16 protein-coding genes and 1 riboswitch are annotated in these 17,147 nt (G+C 56.9%); of the genes, 15 read left to right on the top strand and 1 reads right to left on the bottom strand.

Annotated elements, in window-relative coordinates:
* The first annotated feature begins 107 nt into the window (after window positions 1-107).
* Window positions 108-1,700, top strand: a complete 1,593-nt coding sequence (locus tag N554_RS0114440) for a gamma-glutamyltransferase family protein (protein ID WP_029584119.1) — start codon at window positions 108-110, stop codon at window positions 1,698-1,700.
* A 442-nt stretch (window positions 1,701-2,142) separates the two neighbouring features.
* Here N554_RS0114440 and N554_RS0114430 read toward each other — a convergent pair whose 3' ends face one another.
* Window positions 2,143-2,775, bottom strand: coding sequence for a MarR family winged helix-turn-helix transcriptional regulator (locus N554_RS0114430; protein WP_051677495.1), 633 nt, complete (start codon window positions 2,773-2,775; stop codon window positions 2,143-2,145).
* An 82-nt stretch (window positions 2,776-2,857) separates the two neighbouring features.
* Between N554_RS0114430 and N554_RS0114425 the strand changes: the two genes are divergently transcribed.
* The 14 genes from N554_RS0114425 to N554_RS40975 all read left to right on the top strand — a co-directional run bounded on the left by N554_RS0114425 (window position 2,858) and on the right by N554_RS40975 (window position 17,146).
* On the top strand, window positions 2,858-4,420 hold the full coding sequence (locus N554_RS0114425) for a 4-hydroxyphenylacetate 3-hydroxylase family protein (protein ID WP_245283605.1): 1,563 nt from the start codon (window positions 2,858-2,860) through the stop codon (window positions 4,418-4,420).
* Window positions 4,421-4,430: 10 nt separating this feature from the next.
* The gene (locus tag N554_RS0114420; RefSeq protein WP_029584116.1) at window positions 4,431-5,429 is read left to right on the top strand and encodes a succinylglutamate desuccinylase/aspartoacylase family protein; all 999 of its coding nucleotides are present in this window, start codon (window positions 4,431-4,433) and stop codon (window positions 5,427-5,429) included.
* Window positions 5,430-5,475: 46 nt separating this feature from the next.
* Window positions 5,476-5,991, top strand: coding sequence for a flavin reductase family protein (locus N554_RS0114415; RefSeq protein WP_029584115.1), 516 nt, complete (start codon window positions 5,476-5,478; stop codon window positions 5,989-5,991).
* Between the two features lie 72 nt (window positions 5,992-6,063).
* Window positions 6,064-7,212 carry an ABC transporter substrate-binding protein gene (locus N554_RS0114410; RefSeq protein ID WP_029584114.1) on the top strand — a complete coding sequence of 383 codons (1,149 nt, stop codon included), beginning with the start codon at window positions 6,064-6,066 and terminating at the stop codon, window positions 7,210-7,212.
* Window positions 7,213-7,241: 29 nt separating this feature from the next.
* Window positions 7,242-8,114, top strand: coding sequence for a branched-chain amino acid ABC transporter permease (locus tag N554_RS0114405; RefSeq protein WP_029584113.1), 873 nt, complete (start codon window positions 7,242-7,244; stop codon window positions 8,112-8,114).
* The gene (locus N554_RS0114400) at window positions 8,111-9,151 is read left to right on the top strand and encodes a branched-chain amino acid ABC transporter permease (protein ID WP_029584112.1); all 1,041 of its coding nucleotides are present in this window, start codon (window positions 8,111-8,113) and stop codon (window positions 9,149-9,151) included. Before N554_RS0114405 ends, N554_RS0114400 begins: the two co-directional genes overlap by 4 nt.
* A complete protein-coding gene (locus N554_RS0114395; RefSeq protein ID WP_029584111.1) occupies window positions 9,148-9,942 on the top strand; it encodes an ABC transporter ATP-binding protein in 795 nt (264 codons plus the stop codon). The genes N554_RS0114400 and N554_RS0114395 overlap by 4 nt, the downstream gene beginning before the upstream one ends.
* Window positions 9,929-10,630 (top strand): ABC transporter ATP-binding protein, encoded by a 702-nt coding sequence (locus N554_RS0114390; RefSeq protein WP_029584110.1) that lies wholly within the window; start codon window positions 9,929-9,931, stop codon window positions 10,628-10,630. The genes N554_RS0114395 and N554_RS0114390 overlap by 14 nt, the downstream gene beginning before the upstream one ends.
* 273 nt (window positions 10,631-10,903) lie before the next feature.
* Window positions 10,904-10,991: riboswitch (glycine riboswitch) on the top strand.
* Window positions 10,992-11,158: 167 nt separating this feature from the next.
* The gene (locus N554_RS0114385) at window positions 11,159-12,541 is read left to right on the top strand and encodes an L-serine ammonia-lyase (RefSeq protein ID WP_029584109.1); all 1,383 of its coding nucleotides are present in this window, start codon (window positions 11,159-11,161) and stop codon (window positions 12,539-12,541) included.
* A gap of 14 nt (window positions 12,542-12,555) precedes the next feature.
* Window positions 12,556-13,839 (top strand): serine hydroxymethyltransferase, encoded by a 1,284-nt coding sequence (gene glyA / locus N554_RS0114380; protein ID WP_029584108.1) that lies wholly within the window; start codon window positions 12,556-12,558, stop codon window positions 13,837-13,839.
* 24 nt (window positions 13,840-13,863) lie between these two features.
* Window positions 13,864-14,199, top strand: a complete 336-nt coding sequence (locus N554_RS0114375; RefSeq protein WP_029584107.1) for a carboxymuconolactone decarboxylase family protein — start codon at window positions 13,864-13,866, stop codon at window positions 14,197-14,199.
* A 470-nt stretch (window positions 14,200-14,669) separates the two neighbouring features.
* Window positions 14,670-15,476, top strand: coding sequence for a crotonase/enoyl-CoA hydratase family protein (locus N554_RS0114370; RefSeq protein ID WP_029584106.1), 807 nt, complete (start codon window positions 14,670-14,672; stop codon window positions 15,474-15,476).
* A gap of 118 nt (window positions 15,477-15,594) precedes the next feature.
* On the top strand, window positions 15,595-16,767 hold the full coding sequence (locus N554_RS40980) for an FAD-binding oxidoreductase (RefSeq protein WP_197033575.1): 1,173 nt from the start codon (window positions 15,595-15,597) through the stop codon (window positions 16,765-16,767).
* Window positions 16,703-17,146, top strand: a complete 444-nt coding sequence (locus tag N554_RS40975) for a BBE domain-containing protein (protein ID WP_197033574.1) — start codon at window positions 16,703-16,705, stop codon at window positions 17,144-17,146. Before N554_RS40980 ends, N554_RS40975 begins: the two co-directional genes overlap by 65 nt.
* Window position 17,147: the final 1 nt, after the last annotated feature.

Below are 17,147 nucleotides of genomic sequence, written 5' to 3'. Positions count from 1 at the left end.
ACTTCGTCGAGCGTCAGAATGCAATCGCTGAACGATGCATGATAACGCCGATGACGCTGTCGTCCCGTCCGTTTTGCTCCAACCGAAATGTCCGATAGAGAGTTTTGATGCTTAATACGTCACGCGCGCACCGGGGCATGGTTACGTCCCCGCACCATCTCGCGAGCGAAGCCGGCGCGCGCGTCCTGCGTGAGGGCGGAAACGCCATTGAAGCGACTGTGGCGATGGCGGCAGCTCTGGCCGTCGTCTATCCGCATATGACGAGCATTGGCGGTGACGGCTTCTGGATCATCAACGTGCCGAACAGCACGAATCCGATTTCTATCGAGGCTTGCGGTGGGGCTGCGCACGCAGCGTCGCCGGCGCTCTATGCGGCGCGCGGGCTTATGGAGATCCCGTGGCGCGGTCCGCTCGCGGCCAACACGGTTGCGGGGACCTTGTCGGGCTGGAGCAATGCTTTGGAGCTCAGCGCCGAACTCGGCGGTCGCGTGCCGCTGTCGCGTCTCACCGAGGATGCGGTTTGGCATGCAGAGCATGGCTTTGCGGTCACTGCCAGTCAGGCAGAGTTGACGCAACTGAAGTGCGCTGAATTGCGGGACACGCCGGGTTTTTCCGCGACCTTCCTGATCGACGGCGGACCGCCACGCGAAGGCGCGTTGATGAAGTTTCCCGCGATGGGCCGCACGTTGCGACGATTGGGAGAGTCCGGGCTGGACGATTTCTATCGAGGAGACCTCGCTCGCGAAATCGCGGCTGATCTTGAGCGTCTTGGATCCCCAGTTGGGCAGCAGGACCTTGCACAGCACTCGGCGCGGCGGCGGGCATGTCTTTCGGTCGGGGTTCGCGGCGCCACGCTCTACAATTTCGCGCCACCGACCCAAGGTTTGGCGTCATTGATGATCCTCGCACTCTTCGAGCGACTCGGCGTGACCGAACCTGAGAGCTTTGCCCATATTCACGGACTGGTCGAGGCAACTAAGCAGGCGTTTCTTGTCCGCGATCTTGTCGTTGGCGACCCCGATGTGATGACGATGACGGCTGAGCAATTTTTGGATGATTCCAGGCTCGATCGGCTCGCCTCCCGTATCGACCGAGATCATGCGCTGGCGTGGCCGGCGCCAGCTTCGGCGGGCGATACGGTGTGGCTCGGTGCGATCGACGGCAGCGGTCTGGCCGTCAGCTTCATTCAGAGCATATATTTCGAGTTCGGCTCAGGTTGCGTGTTGCCCGGGTCCGGTATCGTTTGGCAAAACCGCGGGACGACTTTCCAGCTCGAAGGCACCGGCCCGCGCGTGATTGCTCCGGGCCGGAAACCGTTCCACACCCTCAATCCCGCCTTGGCTCGCTTCGACGATGGCCGTGTCATGGTCTACGGTACGATGGGCGGTGACGGACAACCCCAAACTCAGTCGGCGATATACAGCCGGTATGGGTTCTTCGGACAGGGCTTGCAAAGTGCACTAACTGCGCCACGCTGGCTCCTTGGCAAAACCTGGGGCGAGAGCAGCGTCACGTTAAAGTTGGAGTCTCGTTTCGATCCCGCGGTTGTCAGCGCCTTACGCGCTGCCGGGCACGATGTGGAGATACTGCCCGCGTTCACCAGCACCATGGGTCACGCTGGTGCAATCGTGAGACATCCGAACGGATTACTCGAGGGCGCGTCTGACCCCCGCAGCGACGGCGCTGCTATAGGATTCTGAATGACGAAAGAGCACGGTTCGGTACGTCGACGTATTTCACTATCGATGCTCGCTATGCGCCGTGATTTGGTGTTGTCTGGATTGAATGTACAGCACGGTGCGCCGGAAACGCCCCATTCATGAAGATGGCACTGCGCGACAGTGCGTATTCGTTGAGCTTTTCATTTGCCGCTGAAGAGGTGCTCGGATCGAAGTGCGCTGTAGTTGCGATACATTCGGTCGGCCCGGCAGATTTTTCAAATTATTGCAGTTCGTCGGTCGCAGTCACAGTATGCATTTCAAGTGTCAGCTTCGCAACACGGGCAATTTGGCTGCTCGCAGAGCTCAACTCAACTAAGGGGAAGTGACACTTTTTGGTGAGACTGTCGATCCGCATGTGCGTTTCCGACAGTGTCAAACTGTCTTGAGTGGCAAGAAGCCTTGTCAGGAATGGCGTCTCTGCTCATTCCGAGTCGTGTGGCCTCTTTGAAGTGAGGTTAGAATGCGCTCGCGCTTCTTCTAGTGCTGGTCCGTAGGAGGCAATTAGCTTGCCGACAATTGATCCCAGCGCTCGAAAGTCTCGCGCGCTGAGAGAGCCGAACAAACGATCATTCACGTTCATCTGCAATGGCCCGATGTTCGTTGTCAACGAAATTGCCTTATTGGTGAGATGCAAATTGATCCGACGTCGATCGACAGCGCTGGGACGCTTGTGAAGCAAACCGATTGCCTCGAGTTTGTTGGTTTCCACCACAACAAACGGGGGCGAGACGTTCATCCTCGTGGCCATTTCGCTTACCGTCATCTCTTCGGTCGCAGCCTTGTGCGCCAGTATCATCAATATGTTGTACTGCGGTTGTGTCAGGCCCATTGCCGTGGAGAGCGATTTTCGAACATCCTGAATTTGGGTCGCAAATAAAAGTAGATCATCGACCAGCTTGCGAAACTCAGCGTCATTTCCGCTTTCGAGAAGCGCGGGAACAGAAACGGTCAAAGGGGGGAAATGTCCGCGCGTTCGCTTCGGCTTCTTCATCATCACTTCCGCCTTACCTGCATAGTCGTTGGTTGATTGCCAAAATACGCCCCGGAAGTCCATCCGTCATTGTCGGAGCGCTCCCAAGTATCCCGCGCGCAGCAAATTGGCTCGAAAAATACTTAAGCCACCTAACGATTATTAATTGACTTACCTAATTAATTTAATGAGGATCGTGCCTGTCGATAACGGAAAACGTCTGGGGTTATGGATGTCAAAGACAGGTGATCAGCATCTGCGAAGTCTTCAGGATGGTCGTGCCGTCTATGTGAACGGGAAGAAGGTCTCGGACGTCACAACGAACAGTGCCTACCGAAACGCTGCGCGGTCGATTGCCGGTCTCTACGACTTCCAGTCTCACCCCGAAAATCTCGAGTTGATGACCTACGAAACTCCGGAAGGAGGCAAGCGGGTCAATCGCTCGTGGCAATTGCCGCGGTCCCTTGAAGATCTCATTGCGCGTCGGAAAGCGCTGACCGCTTGGGCCGAGCTGCACCAGGGATTCATGGGGCGATCGCCGGATCACGTCGCATCAACGATTGCAGCGATGCATATGGCTCAGGACCTATACGCGCAGTATCCAGGCGGCAAGGCCGGCAATATCCGCGACTACTATAAATATGCTCGCGATAATGACTTGTACCTGTCCTATGTGATCATCGATCCACAGGGCGACCGCTCGAAAGGCACCAGTGCTAGCGGAAATGCAGATCTGGCCGTTTCGATTTGCGATGAGGATTCGGAGGGAATAACGGTTCGAGGCGCCAAGATGCTTGGGACCGGCGCTATTCTTTCGAACGAAGTGCTGGTGACGACGTTGCGTCCGTTGAGCAAGGGTGAGGAAAAGTATGCCTTCACCGCAGCGGTGCCCGTCAATGCGCCTGGCGTGAAGCTGATGTCACGTCGATCGTACGAAGAGGCATCGTCGTCGACTTTCGATTATCCGCTTGCTTCTCGGCTCGATGAAAACGACGCGCTGCTTTATTTTGACGATACCAAGATTCCTTGGGATCGAGTGTTTGTGCATCGCGACGTCGATCTTCAGCTGGCGCAATGGCATGTCGCGCCGACGCACTCCTATCAAAACTATCAGGCAACTATTCGCCTCATGGTCAAACTCAGATTTCTTGTGGGTTTGGCGCGAAAAATTACTGAAGCGATCGGTACCATTAATTTCGCGCCAGTTCGTGAAGTGCTGGGAGAGCTTACTTCTGAAGTGAGCACTATCGAAGCGTGCGTCTATGGAATGGAGGCGGCGGGATCGTATTACGGCGAATATTTCATGCCGAACAGGGACATCCTCTACGGGGCACAGGTGAATTCGCAGCGCTTATACTCGCGTGTGATCACGACAATCAGAGAACTGGCGGGCGGCGGCGTATTGATGCTGCCATCAAACATCTCGGATTTCGACAATCCGGAAATTGCGCACGTTATCTCGCGTACTCAGTACTCCGCGAGCGGAGACCCCGTTGAGAGAGTTAAACTCTTCAAGCTGGCGTGGGATGCGTTGGGATCGGAGTTCGCGTCGCGGCACGTTCAGTATGAGATGTTCTATTCAGGACCGCGCGCGGTAACAACGGGTATGGCATATCGCAATTTCAACTGGGACCAAGCGACCGGCATGGTTGATCGGCTGATGCAAAGCTATCCCTCTCCGAAATTGGCGGGCGCTGCCGGCGTTCTTCGCACAAACGCTGCGGAGTAAAGATTCCATCATGCCTAAAGATCTCAATATCGCTGGTATTTGCGTTCCGCCCGGAGAGCTGCGGAGGGGTACGCTTCCCGCCCTGAGTCTGGCGGATGGCACCAACATCTCTCTGCCGCTGCTCGTTCTTAATGGGGCGAAGGATGGGCCGAAGGTCTACATGGGGGCAGCTATTCACGGAGACGAAGTCAACGGAATAGCAATTCTTGCGCGGGCTCTCGCGCAGGTCGACCCGTCGTCATTGAGCGGCAGCATTGTATGCGTACCTGTCCAACATCCGCTTGCGTTGCAATCGGACCATCGTTTGCCGGTCTCTCAATTCCTCAAGTCGCCTCTCGATCAGGTGCCGCATGACGCCTGGACATGTTTTCCTGGTGATCCATCGGGGAATATTGCGCAGATCGTAGCCTCCACTCTTTTTGGTCTCATTCGCCAATGCGACTATGCGCTCGACATTCATACCCCGACGCGCGGTGGCCGTTACGTGCCTATTGCAATTCTTCCGCATCCGAACCTTGGCGCTGCCGCCAGCCGAGCCGAGCAGATGGCTCATGATATGGGCGGAGGCTGGATCATGAAGGGCGAGCGAGGCATGTATGTCGCCGATGGGATCCTCTGCGTTGAGGCGTGCAAGGCGGGAGTCCCATGCTTCACCTTTGAGATCGGAGAAGGCGGCCGTCTCGAGGAGGAAAGCGTGGCTACGGGCGCGCGCTGTGTCCTCAATCTCCTTCGTTCTCTGAAGATGATCGACGGCAAGCTCGAGCCGGCTCGCAAGACGTATGTCATGCGCGACTTCCTTGGCATTCGCGCGAACCAGGGCGGTCTCCTCGTTTCAATCGCGACGTTGGGCCAGGAAGTGAAGGCGGGCGATCCGCTGTGCCGCGTCATAAACGTGTACGGCGATGAAGTGCAGCTGGTCACGGCGCCGCAGGATGGGGTGTTGGTCCGAACGACGACTCTTGGGTCGGTGTCCCAAGGAGAGCGTGTCGCGACCCTCGGGCTGCTTTAGGTGAGGCGGCCGAAATTCGAGGTGAGACTTTCCGACGGAGCTTGATATGAGCGATATTTTCGCCGGTACTCGCGACATAGTTGACGCTGAGGAATTTCGCCGCGTAGCGGGGTGTTTCGCGACCGGAGTAACGATCGTGACGACGACCGGCTCCGACGGCGAGCCGATCGGATTGACCGCGAATTCGTTTAGCTCCGTCTCGCTTGATCCCCCGCTGATCCTGTTCAGCATCGCGCGAAAATTAAATAGCCAGCCAGCGTTTCAAAAAGCCGAGCACTTCTCGATAAACGTTCTCCACGAGGGACAACTGTCGCTCGCGAAGCAATTCGCGGTTGCGTTGGGCGAAAAGTGGAAAAATGTTCATTTCGAAGACGGCTCTTTCGGCTGCCGATTGATTTCGGAAGCCGCGGCCTCACTCGAATGCGAGAAGTACGCCAGCTACGACGGAGGTGACCATGTCATCTATGTAGGAAGAGTCCTGAAAATTAAGGCCGACTGGCAGCGGACGCCGCTTATTTTTTGGCAGGGAAAATTCGGAAAGGTCGCACTGGAAAACGCGTAAGTGACAATGCTCGATCGAATCGATAACGAATTCTTGAGAGATAAACAGAATAGCAAAATAAGGAGAGAAAAAATGCGGACTCTAATTGTTCTCGGGATCTCTTTGCTTTCCTCCGTTTCTTACGTTCATGCGTCCGACCCCATCAAGATCGGAATGAGTCAGCCGCTCACCGGAGATATTGCCGCAGCGGGTACCTACGTCGCCAACGGCGCCCGCGTCGCAGTGGAGGTGGTGAACAAATCCGGTGGGGTACTCGGTCGCCAAATCCAACTCATTCTTGAGGACAATAAGAGCAATCCCAAAGAAGCCGTAGCGACTGCCGAAAAATTGCTCAGCGGTGACAAGGTGCCAGTGATACTGGGAGCGTGGGGGTCAACACTGACGCTCGCGATCATGCCTCGCCTGTTGGAGTACAAAGTCCCTATGGTCGTTGAGACGGCGTCTTCCAGCAAGGTGACGACCTCAGGCAATCCGTGGGTTTTCCGTATTTCGCCGCCTTCGGCCATCGAGGCGAAGGCCTTCGGCGACACGTTGTTCACGAAATTCACTCCGGCCATCAAGAAGGCGGATATGCTGGTGGTGAACAACGATTGGGGGCGGGGCGCCTCCGACGAATTCACAAAACTGATGCGTAGCAAGGGCGTCCAGATCGGCGCAGTCGAAACGATGGCGCCCGACGCCACCGACCTTTCCGCCCAACTCGCCAAGATCAAGCAGTCCGGCGGCGATACGTTGTTTGTGACAACGGGCATCGAGCAGCTGACGCTTGTGCTTAAACAAGCCCAGGAGCAGCGTGTTCCGCAAAGGATCGTCAGCACCGGCGGATCGTCAGCACCAGACCAGCTCATCGAGCAAGCGGGCCTGGCCGCGAATGGCAGCTACCACATCGTGTTCTTTGCTCCCTGGTTTCCTGAAGACGCAGCGCATCCCGAGGTCGCCAAAACCTTTATCGAGGCATGGAAGAAGAAGGGCTATGCAGCTGCGGGATTGACTGATGGCTTTCGGGGTTACGATGGCATCCTGACTGCCGTTCAAGCGATCAAGGATGCCGGCAAGGCGGAGCCCGCGGCAATTCGCGATGCTCTTTGGAACGTCAACGTCAAGGGCGCGAACGGAGACATCAAATTCGAAAAGGCCGGACCGGCAGGCCAGGAGAGCGGGCAGAGCATACCGAACATCTATGTTGTGCAGATCAAAGACGGCAAGGTGGTGAAACCATGAAGGCTTGAAGCACGCAGGCGGATAGTCTCATGGAACAGTTGTTGCAGCACCTCCTCAATGCCGTGGTGCTCGGCGGCACGTATGCGTTGCTTGGAATTGGTTTGACTCTCATTTTCGGAGTGATGAGGGTCGCCAATTTCACGCACGGCGAGCTCTATACCTTTGGCGCGTACATGGCCTACGCGCTCATCGGTCCCCTGGAGCTGAATTTCTTCGTCGGTCTCGCCATCGCGGTCATGCTCGGGATCCTTCTGGGCATCGTCATTGAATTTATGCTTTTGAGACCACTTCAAAAATCCGACATGGACACGACCATGTTGGTCACGATCGGGGCCTGGATCGCTCTTCAGAATATGGAGCTGTTTGGTTGGGGTGGCGTGGCCAAATCTGTGCCGCACCCATTCCCAACTGATCCATTTGTCATCGGATCCGTTTCGGTGGCGCCTTTGCGTGTCTTCGTCGTGTGCGTCGCGATGGTCCTCCTGGTCAGCTTCTATCTTATGATCAATCGGACGACCTTCGGAATCGCCATGCGCGCGACATTTCAGGATCCGGAAGTCAGCTCCCTCATGGGCGTAAAGATCAATCGGATGTTTACGCTGACTTTTGCGATTGGCTCCGGGTTGGCGGCAAGCGCGGGGGCCCTCCTTGCGCCAGTCTTTGTCGTCGTGCCGATGATGGGAGATCTGGTCACTCTAAAGGCCTTCGCCGTTGTCATCCTGGGCGGGCTCGGCAATATCGTGGGAGCCACGATCGGAGGCTTTGTTCTTGGTCTCGCTGAGGAGTTGGGAGCAGGTTACATCGATTCGGGATACCGGGACGCTATGGGTTTCATCCTAATCATCGCGGTTCTCCTTTTGAGACCGCAGGGATTGTTTGCACCGAGGGAGCGCACGGGATGACCGAGCGGGGCATAGCGTCGATACTCGTTGTCCTCTTGGCGGTTCTCCCGCTAGCAGTGAATAATCAATACGTGCTCTTCACGCTGACGTCGGCGGGCATTCTGATCATCGCAGCAATGAGCCTCAATCTCTTGCTGGGATATGCGGGACAATTGAGCCTCGGGCATGTGGCCTTCTTCGGCATTGGCGCATACGTCAGTGCGCTGTGCTCGCTTGGATTTGAATTCTACTACGGAGCAGAAAGCCCGCTTGTCGTGCCATCACAGCCGGTCTGGCTCGCTCTTATTTGGGGTATCGTCGTCGCAGGCATCTTTGGGTGGATCATTGGCAAATTGGCGTTTCGCGTCCGAGGCGCCTATTTCGTGATCCTGACGATAGGCTTTGCGCAGGTCTCAAGAATGGTTGCCCTGAATTGGGTGAGTCTGACGAACGGCCCGATGGCGCTTAACAACATCCCGCCGCTTTCCGGTTGGCTTCCTGGCTACGGAGTTGTGCCGTTGTCCGGACGAGTGGAGAACTACTATCTCGTTCTGGCATTCGGCATCTTGGCGTATTGGATCATCTCGCGGATTGTCCATTCGAGAGTCGGCAGAGCGCTCATCGCGCTGCGAGAAAACGAGTCCCTTGCGCGGTCGGTGGGCATCAAAGTCACCCGGTATCTTGTCCTGGCGACCGTCGTCTCCGCGGCCATGGCTGGCGGTGCGGGAGCGATCTATGCCCACTATGTTCGCGTGATTGATCCAGACGTCTTCCTCTTCATCTACACCGTGACCATGGTCATCATGGTCATGACGGGAGGAAAGGGCACGTTACTCGGTCCGGTCATTGGTGGCCTTATTTTCGGGATTATCCCTGAGTTGCTACGGCACATGGTTCGCCCAGAGCTTCAGTTGATCCTCTACGGGGTTGCGATGATCCTGATCGTGTTTTTCCTTCCACAAGGCATTGTGCCGGCACTGGCAAAATTGGGAGACCGTGTTCGACGAAAAAGCAAAATTGGAAAGACTGGCGTGCTGAAGGACAGCTTGACGACATGACTGTTTCAACGCCAACTGACCTTCTTGAGGTTAGCCACGTCGCGGTTCGCTTCGGTGGGCTTGTCGCCATCGCCGATATGACCTTCAGCGTTGCTCCCGGCAAGATCGTCAGCCTAATAGGCCCCAATGGAGCCGGCAAAACGACCGCCTTTAACGTCATCACGGGATATTTACGACCAAGCGCCGGTCGCGTGCTTTTCAAGGGCCGCGATCTTACGCAGATGTCGCCGCCCGAAATCGCCGAGCTGGGTGTGGTCCGCACATTTCAGAGAACCAGCGTCTTCAACGCTTGCACGGTTCTCGAAAGCGTCGTTACCGCGCTGCATCTTCGAGGCACCACCGAGCTTCTAGGGGCTATCCTGCGGCGAGCGTCCGTTGTCGCCGAGGAACAGCGGTTGCACTCGGAAGCGGAAGAGCTTCTCGATATCGCGGGCCTTTCGCATCGTGCTGATGCAGTTGCCGGGACGTTAGCGTATGGAGAGCAGCGGCTTCTGGCATTGGCGATGGCATTGGCCGCCAAGCCGATCATGCTTCTGCTCGATGAACCGGCCGCGGGTTTGAATCCGTCCGAAACGCAAAAATTCATGGAGCTCATACGAAACATCCGAGATCGCGGCGTCACGGTACTGCTGGTGGAGCACGACATGCATATGGTCATGTCGATTTCCGACCGCATCGTTGTGCTCAACAACGGTCAGATGATCGCGGGAGGTTCACCGCAGGAAATTCAGAATAACCCCGAAGTTATCCGCGCATATCTCGGTGAGGGATTGACCAATGTTAAGGGTTGATGGTCTTTCGGTGAAGTACGGTGCTGTCCCAGCCCTTCATGGAGTCTCACTGGAGGTCAACGAGGGCGAGCTGGTTACTCTGATCGGTGCGAACGGCGCCGGTAAATCGACCATGCTGAAGGCCATCTCGGGACTCGTGAAGTATGAGGGCGAGATCATCTTCAACGGCGAGTCTTTCGACAATTGTGGACCTCGAAATGTGCTGACGATGGGCATTGCGCATTGTCCGGAAGGTCGGCGTGTGTTTCCGCAGCTCACTGTTACCGAGAATTTGTTGATGGGGGCGTATCTTCGGCATGACCGAAACGAGGTTCGGCGAGACATTGATGCCTTTTTCGAACGGTTTCCCAGACTGGGTGAACGACGCTTGCAGGCGGCCGGAACGCTGTCGGGCGGCGAGCAGCAAATGCTCGCGATCACGCGCACGATGATGAGCAGGCCGAAACTGGTTCTCTTCGATGAACCGTCCCTTGGACTCGCGCCAAATTTGGTTGAGCAGACATTTCGTTTCATATTGGATATTCGAGCCAAGGGCACAACCGTGTTGATGGTGGAACAAAATGCGTTCGCAGCGTTGGAACTTTGCGATCGCTCATATCTGTTGGCGTCTGGCAAGTTGGTTCAACACGGCACAAGCAGTCAAATGCTGTCTAATCCACACATCCGCGAGGCTTACCTCGGCGGATAGCGCCCTATGTTGCAGCGAATTGTCTTCCTCTTTCACCGTCTCATTGAGGCAACGCGAGTAGATCGCGAGGCACTTGCCTTTGGTCGAAATCGGCTTTCGGTCTTGGAAAATCGGAACTCGTTGATAGTCGCTAACAGCTGCAGAGTTGAATGATCTTGTCACGCCCGAGCCGTGACAACGCGCCGCTTGTCAAGACAGCCGGAATTAAATACAACGCACTCGCCCTCTGTGCCGAGACATATTGCAGGAGCCACTCAATCGAGCAAACGCTCGTAATCTGATGACGGGAGAGACCGGTATATCCGGCGCCGAAGGAGCAACCGCCCCGGAAACTCTCAGGCAAAAGGACCGCATCAGAATCAAATCTGGAAAGTGATGCAGTTTGCATCCGCCGACGGGATAACATTCTCAGGCAAAATGACAGATGGGGCACTTCATTCAGCTTGATCAAAATGATCAAGAGCGAGGAGTGCTCCGATGCGAAGACCCTTATTCGAGCTAGTTAATCTCACCTCGCGTCCTCACGGCATGGCCATCAGGCTGCCCATCGGGGTATGCGACCTGTTCAAGGTCGGCATAGGACCGTCGTCGTCTCATACCATGGGCCCGATGAAGGCTGCCGCGGCCTTCGTGCGTCGCCTTGGACCCGCCCTGCAAGGGAGAATCGACACGGTTCAAGCGACAGCGTTTGGGTCTCTGGCCTGGACGGGGAAGGGGCATGCCACGGAGAAGGCGCTCATTCTCGGGCTCGCGGGCTATTTGCCTGACAGCATTGATCCAGATCAAGCGAACAGAGTGTTTGACGATATTCGATCGAGCCGGAGAATTGTCCTTCCAAATGGCCGCGCCATCGAGTTTCGGCCCGAGCGCGACGTGGTTTTTGACACACTTCAGATTTTCGATCGTCATCCGAATGCAATGCGGTTTGAAGCCTTCGACGCGGCACACTTAAAGCTTGCGACGGAGGTTTGGTTCTCGATCGGCGGCGGCTTCATCGAACGGGAGGGAGTGCAGGGAGCAGAAGAGGCGTTTGAGGCTGCATTTGGCTTCGATTTCCGTTCTTCGGATGAATTGCTGTCGCTATGCCGTACCAACAATTGCACAATTTCGGAAGTTGCGATGGTCAACGAGCTCGCCCGCCGTAGCGAAGAGCAAACGTTTGATCGGATCGATCGCATTATCAACGTCATGATGGCATGCATTGACCGGGGCCTTTCTCAGGAAGGCGAGTTGCCCGGCGGTTTGCGCGTGCGACGGCGCGCCAAGGATCTCTTTCAGAAACTCAACGCCTCCCGCCTGTCCAACGCTCGGTCGTCAAGCGAGGCGTTCGATTACGTTTCGGCGTTCGCTATCGCAGTGAATGAAGAAAACGCCGCCGGTGGAAGGGTCGTCACGGCTCCAACAAATGGCGCGGCCGGAGTTGTGCCCGCGGTCCTTCGATATTACTGCGATTTTTGCGCCGGCGCCGATTGGTCAGGCATGCGCACATTCCTCCTGGCAGCCACCGCGATCGGGGGAATCATCAAGCGCAATGCATCTATTTCCGGTGCAGAAGTGGGATGCCAGGGCGAAGTTGGCTCGGCAGCGGCGATGGCAAGCGCCGGCCTCGCGGCGGCGCTCGGTGGCACAAACGAGCAGATCGAGAACGCGGCTGAGATCGCCATGGAGCATCATCTTGGCATGACCTGTGATCCGATTGGCGGCCTTGTCCAAATTCCATGTATTGAGCGCAATGCCTTTGGCGCGATCAAGGCTATCAACGCAGCCTCCTTGGCTCTTGCAGGCGACGGAACACACAAGGTCTCTCTCGACCAGGTCATCGAGACGATGCGGCAGACAGGGGCTGACATGCACGACAAGTATCGGGAAACGTCCCGGGGCGGCCTCGCCGTCAATGTTCCGGAATGTTGAAAAGGAAAAATGGCATGAACCAGCAAGTGAAGATGAAAGCATGGAATTCGGACGAGGCTGTGTTCGGCGCCATCAATCGGGAACTCAAACGTCAGCAGAACCAGATTGAGTTGATCGCGTCCGAGAACATCGTGTCACAAGCTGTTCTTGCAGCTCAGGGGTCGGTCCTTACCAACAAATATGCCGAAGGATATCCCGGCCGCCGGTATTATGGCGGCTGTGAGTTTGTCGACGAGGTCGAAACGCTGGCGATCGAGCGAGCCATAGCTCTTTTCGGTTCAAGTTTCGCGAACGTACAGCCTCACTCGGGTGCCCAGGCGAACTTGGCGGCCTTTCTGGCACTCCTTCAACCGGGCGACGTATTTCTAGGAATGTCGCTTGCCCACGGCGGACATTTGACCCACGGCTCTTCGGTTACGATTTCGGGGAAATGGTTCCAGCCGATTTCTTATGGCGTAAGAGAGACGGATCACCGCATTGACATGGCAGAGGTTCGCGAACTGGCCCATCGCCACCGTCCGAAACTGATCCTCGCCGGAGGTTCAGCCTATCCCCGTGACATCGATTTCGCGCAGTTTCGCCAGATTGCCGATGAGGTCGGCGCCAAACTAATGGTCGACATGGCGCACGTTGCCGGACTGGTAGCCGCCGGTGTTTACTCCTCACCCATTCCTCACGCTCACATCGTGACATCCACCACGCACAAGACCCTACGGGGGCCGCGAGGCGGATTGCTTCTGACGAACGACGCCGATCTGGCGAAGAAAGTGAACTCGGCCGTTTTTCCCGGAGCCCAGGGTGGCCCTCTGATGCACGTAATCGCTGCCAAGGCGGTAGCGTTTGGGGAGGCGCTGGATCCGTCTTTCAAGATATACGCAACGCAGACGATCGCAAATGCGCGGGTCCTCGCGTCGGTGCTTGCGGAAGGCGGACTGGCGATTGTTTCTGGAGGTACTGACAGCCATGTCGTCCTAGTCGATCTGCGTCCTCTTGGCCTGACAGGAAAAGCAGCCGAAGCCGCGCTCGAACATGTCGGCCTGACTTGCAACAAGAACGGCATCCCTTTCGATCCTGAGAAGCCGGCTGTCACGTCCGGGATTAGACTTGGCTCATCGGCGGGAACGACGCGTGGCTTCGGCGAAGCGGAGTTTCGCGAGATTGGATTTCTCATTCTCAAGACGTTGAGAGCTCTCGCGAACGGCAGCCCCACAGAAGTGATTGAAGAGATCGACGTCGCGCAGCGTGTGCGCAATCTCTGCCGATCATTCCCGATCTATTCAAGCATGCCGCAGCACTGACAGAATCGAAAACGGAGAAGAATTGTGAGCGCTAAGGATATCTCGAGCGAGGTCCGCAACCAGGGTCTCGCTCTCTACAAGGCCGCGCCGGAAGCGATGCAGGCGTTCCAGAGCGTAATGAAGGTCGTGGGCAAAGAGGGCGCACTGCCGGCGAAGCTCAAGGAGCTGATGGCTCTCGCGGTAGCGATCAATGTCAAATGTGAAGGCTGTATCGTGTTTCACGTCCAGAATGCCATCAAGCATGGGGCGACGCGCGAAGAGGTTGTCGAGACGATCACCGTCTCGGTCGAAATGGGAGGAGGCCCAGCGACTGTCTATGGCGGAAAAGCGCTGGCCGCCTTTGACGAATTGAAAGCATAATCTTCTTCCGGTACGAAACTAAAACTGATCTGCCATCCTGTTCAACGCAGATTGCTGGCAGGGTCGCCATCGAGCCGATTGGCGCTGTCATGATCTAGAATCAACGAATGCCACGCGTCCAAACTGTCTGCGCTCCAATGGCCACATTGGTGGCGTTTTGCTTTCGCAACCGCGGCCGTGGTTGGCAAACCTGGCGACCATCAGCATCAACGAAGCGACTTCGCGGTTCGGGTTGTGCCTTTCTGTAAAATTTTCAGACACTCCGTGTACTTCCTGAGCTGAAGACTGGTGTATCGGTCTGCGGATACATCGTTGGAGGACTGGCCCGGGATATTTGTCCAAACGCTACATTGGTAACGCGTCTTGCAGGAAAACGGCATCAACCCGTAACACGGCGGCCTCATATTTATGGGTAGGAAGAACTGGCGACCTCGAGTTTGACGTCGCCCTTTTATGAATGGGATCGCAAGATGAACTATCATACTTCACAGTTCGCTCTGCCTGGCTCCCTACTCGTTGAGTCGCGCGGGGAGACAGCAGTCCTACGATTGTCGCGCGTTAAGAAGCGAAATGCGATAAATCTCGCGATGGTGGAGGGCATCGGTCGCTTCTTCACAGCATTGCCGCAGGACATTCGCGCTGTCGTGATCCACGGCGAGGGCGATCACTTTTCCGCAGGTGCTGATCTTTCGGAGATTTCCGAGGCCGACGCATCCACCGCACTGTTCGCCTCTCGTTCCATTCACCGCGTCCTGGAAATGGTCGAGCAATGTTCTGTCCCGGTCATCGCCGTGCTGCACGGTGCCGTGATTGGCCTTGGTCTGGAACTTGCGGCGGCGGCGCATATTCGCGTAGCCGAGCGGGGCGCCTTCTATGGGCTACCGGAGGGAATCCGCGGCATCTTTGTTGGCGGTGGCGCCGCGGTGCGGGTTCCCAAGCTGATCGGTGTGCCACGCATGATGGATATGATGCTGACCGGACGAACTTACGGGGCGGAAGAGGGTATGGCGCTTGGCCTGTCGCAATATCTCGTCGAGCGCGGAGAGGGACTGGCCAAGGGCGTCGAACTGGCGGCACGAATCAGTACAAATGCGCCATTGTCAAACTATGCTGTGCTCCAGGCGTTACCCCGCATTGCGCGTGCAGATCCGGATGCCGGCTTCCTGCTGGAAAGCCTGATGTCTGCCGTCGCCGTGGCGGATGACGAAGCCAGGTTGAGGCTGCGCGCGTTTCTGGAAAAGCGGGCGCAAAAAGTGTCACACGCGGACAGCCCGTAGCAGACGCCGCCGGCGCCGGCTCATCCCCATGAATATTTCGACTAGACGGCACGCGATTGTTACGCCGGACGGCGACATCGAACCGGCTTAGCGGCGACCCGAAGTTCGTGAGCAGTCCATGACTGATGACCGAGTAGCGGATCATCGACGGGAGGTCCTGTCGGTGACAGGTAACAGCCGTCGCTTCAATCAAGCTGCGCCTGTAGCTCGGCTGCCGAGAACGGAATCAATGCGTAGCGGCTCCGACAAACTCGCTCATCCAGGGATCACGCATCGAACAGGGAACAGCTTGGTTAGTCCCAAGATGAAGTCGTGGAAGGTTCCGATGATCGATACAGTTGACACATTAGCAGCCGATTTTGCCGGAGAGGTCATTGTGCCAAGCGATGCTGGGTACGATTCGGCGCGACGGATCTGGAATGCAAGTATAGACAAACGCCCCGGTGTGATCGCGCGGTGCTCGGGAGTGGCCGACGTCGTGAGGACCGTGAAGTTTGCGCGGGCGAACGACCTGCTGGTGTCGGTTCGCGGCGGCGGCCATAATGTCGCCGGCCGTGCGCTGTGCGATGACGGCATCGTCATTGATCTGTCGGCGATGAGAGGCGTTGTTGTCGACCCGCAATCACGAACGGTGCGCGTGCAAGGCGGGGCGACGTTGGCCGATGTCGACCGCGAGACGCACGCCTATGGTCTGGCAGTACCAACCGGCACGGTCTCGCGGACCGGTATCGCGGGCCTCACGCTCGGCGGCGGTGTCGGATGGCTGGTTCGCAAATACGGGCTGACCTGTGACAATTTGTTGTCGTGCGAAGTCGTCACCGCGGAAGGCAAGCTGGTTACCGCGAGCGAAACGACGAATCCAGATTTGTTCTGGGGACTACGCGGTGGTGGCGGCAATTTCGGAATCGTAACTTCGTTCCTGATCAAGACTCACCCGGTCTCGACGGTGCTAAGCGGCCTCATCCTCTACCCGCGAAGTCAGGCCAGCGCCGTGTTAAATCAGTACCGAGCTTTCATGACGACAGCACCTGAAGAATTGACCGCCTATGGTGCCCTGATCTGGACCCCTGAGGGCACCCCGGTGGTTGGCATCGCGGGTTGCTATTGTGGCGAACTCGCCGAAGGCGAGCGCGTGCTCCGCCCGCTGCGGGCATTCGGCTCGCCGGTCCTCGATGCGATTCAGCCGATGCCCTTTCCGGCCATGCAAAAGCTTCTCGAGGGTGCTTTTGGACGGCACCTACAACTACTGGAAGTCGACATTCCTGAAAGCGATCAGCGACGAGGCAATTGACGTGATCATCGACCACGGCAACCAGGCGCAGTCTCCCTTGTCCGGCATCGTCATCGAATTTTATGGCGGCGCGGCGACCCGGGTGAAGGTCGGCGACACCGCGTTTGCCCAGCGACAAGCCGAATACAATATCGTCATTGCAGCGCAGTGGAGGGACGCCGCGGAGAATGATCAGCATATCGGCTGGGCACATCGCCTCTGGGACGCGCTGAAGCCCTATTCGAGCGGAGGCCAAGTGTTAACGCTGACCAGCGATGTTAGCGAAGAAGCGATGAGAGCGGGTTTTGGCAGCAACTACGCACGGCTGGTCGAGTTGAAGACCAAATACGATCCGACCAACTTCTTCTCCCGAAATCAGCACACCAAGACCGCGCGCTGAT

The sequence above is a fragment of the Bradyrhizobium sp. URHD0069 genome, from assembly GCF_000701345.1.
In the GTDB taxonomy this organism is placed as follows: Bacteria; Pseudomonadota; Alphaproteobacteria; order Rhizobiales; family Xanthobacteraceae; genus Bradyrhizobium.
This window is presented reverse-complemented; position numbering and strand designations above follow the sequence as displayed.

What these genes read in the sequence shown, in the direction of transcription:
- N554_RS0114440 (WP_029584119.1), top strand. Translation starts at nt 108, where the DNA reads ATGCTTAATACGTCACGCGCGCACCGGGGCATGGTTACGTCCCCGCAC.
- N554_RS0114430 (WP_051677495.1), bottom strand. Translation starts at nt 2,775, where the DNA reads ATGGACTTCCGGGGCGTATTTTGGCAATCAACCAACGACTATGCAGGT.
- N554_RS0114420 (WP_029584116.1), top strand. Translation starts at nt 4,431, where the DNA reads ATGCCTAAAGATCTCAATATCGCTGGTATTTGCGTTCCGCCCGGAGAG.
- N554_RS0114415 (WP_029584115.1), top strand. Translation starts at nt 5,476, where the DNA reads ATGAGCGATATTTTCGCCGGTACTCGCGACATAGTTGACGCTGAGGAA.
- N554_RS0114410 (WP_029584114.1), top strand. Translation starts at nt 6,064, where the DNA reads ATGCGGACTCTAATTGTTCTCGGGATCTCTTTGCTTTCCTCCGTTTCT.
- N554_RS0114405 (WP_029584113.1), top strand. Translation starts at nt 7,242, where the DNA reads ATGGAACAGTTGTTGCAGCACCTCCTCAATGCCGTGGTGCTCGGCGGC.
- N554_RS0114400 (WP_029584112.1), top strand. Translation starts at nt 8,111, where the DNA reads ATGACCGAGCGGGGCATAGCGTCGATACTCGTTGTCCTCTTGGCGGTT.
- N554_RS0114395 (WP_029584111.1), top strand. Translation starts at nt 9,148, where the DNA reads ATGACTGTTTCAACGCCAACTGACCTTCTTGAGGTTAGCCACGTCGCG.
- N554_RS0114390 (WP_029584110.1), top strand. Translation starts at nt 9,929, where the DNA reads ATGTTAAGGGTTGATGGTCTTTCGGTGAAGTACGGTGCTGTCCCAGCC.
- N554_RS0114385 (WP_029584109.1), top strand. Translation starts at nt 11,159, where the DNA reads ATGGCCATCAGGCTGCCCATCGGGGTATGCGACCTGTTCAAGGTCGGC.
- glyA (WP_029584108.1), top strand. Translation starts at nt 12,556, where the DNA reads ATGAACCAGCAAGTGAAGATGAAAGCATGGAATTCGGACGAGGCTGTG.
- N554_RS0114370 (WP_029584106.1), top strand. Translation starts at nt 14,670, where the DNA reads ATGAACTATCATACTTCACAGTTCGCTCTGCCTGGCTCCCTACTCGTT.
- N554_RS40980 (WP_197033575.1), top strand. Translation starts at nt 15,595, where the DNA reads ATGACTGATGACCGAGTAGCGGATCATCGACGGGAGGTCCTGTCGGTG.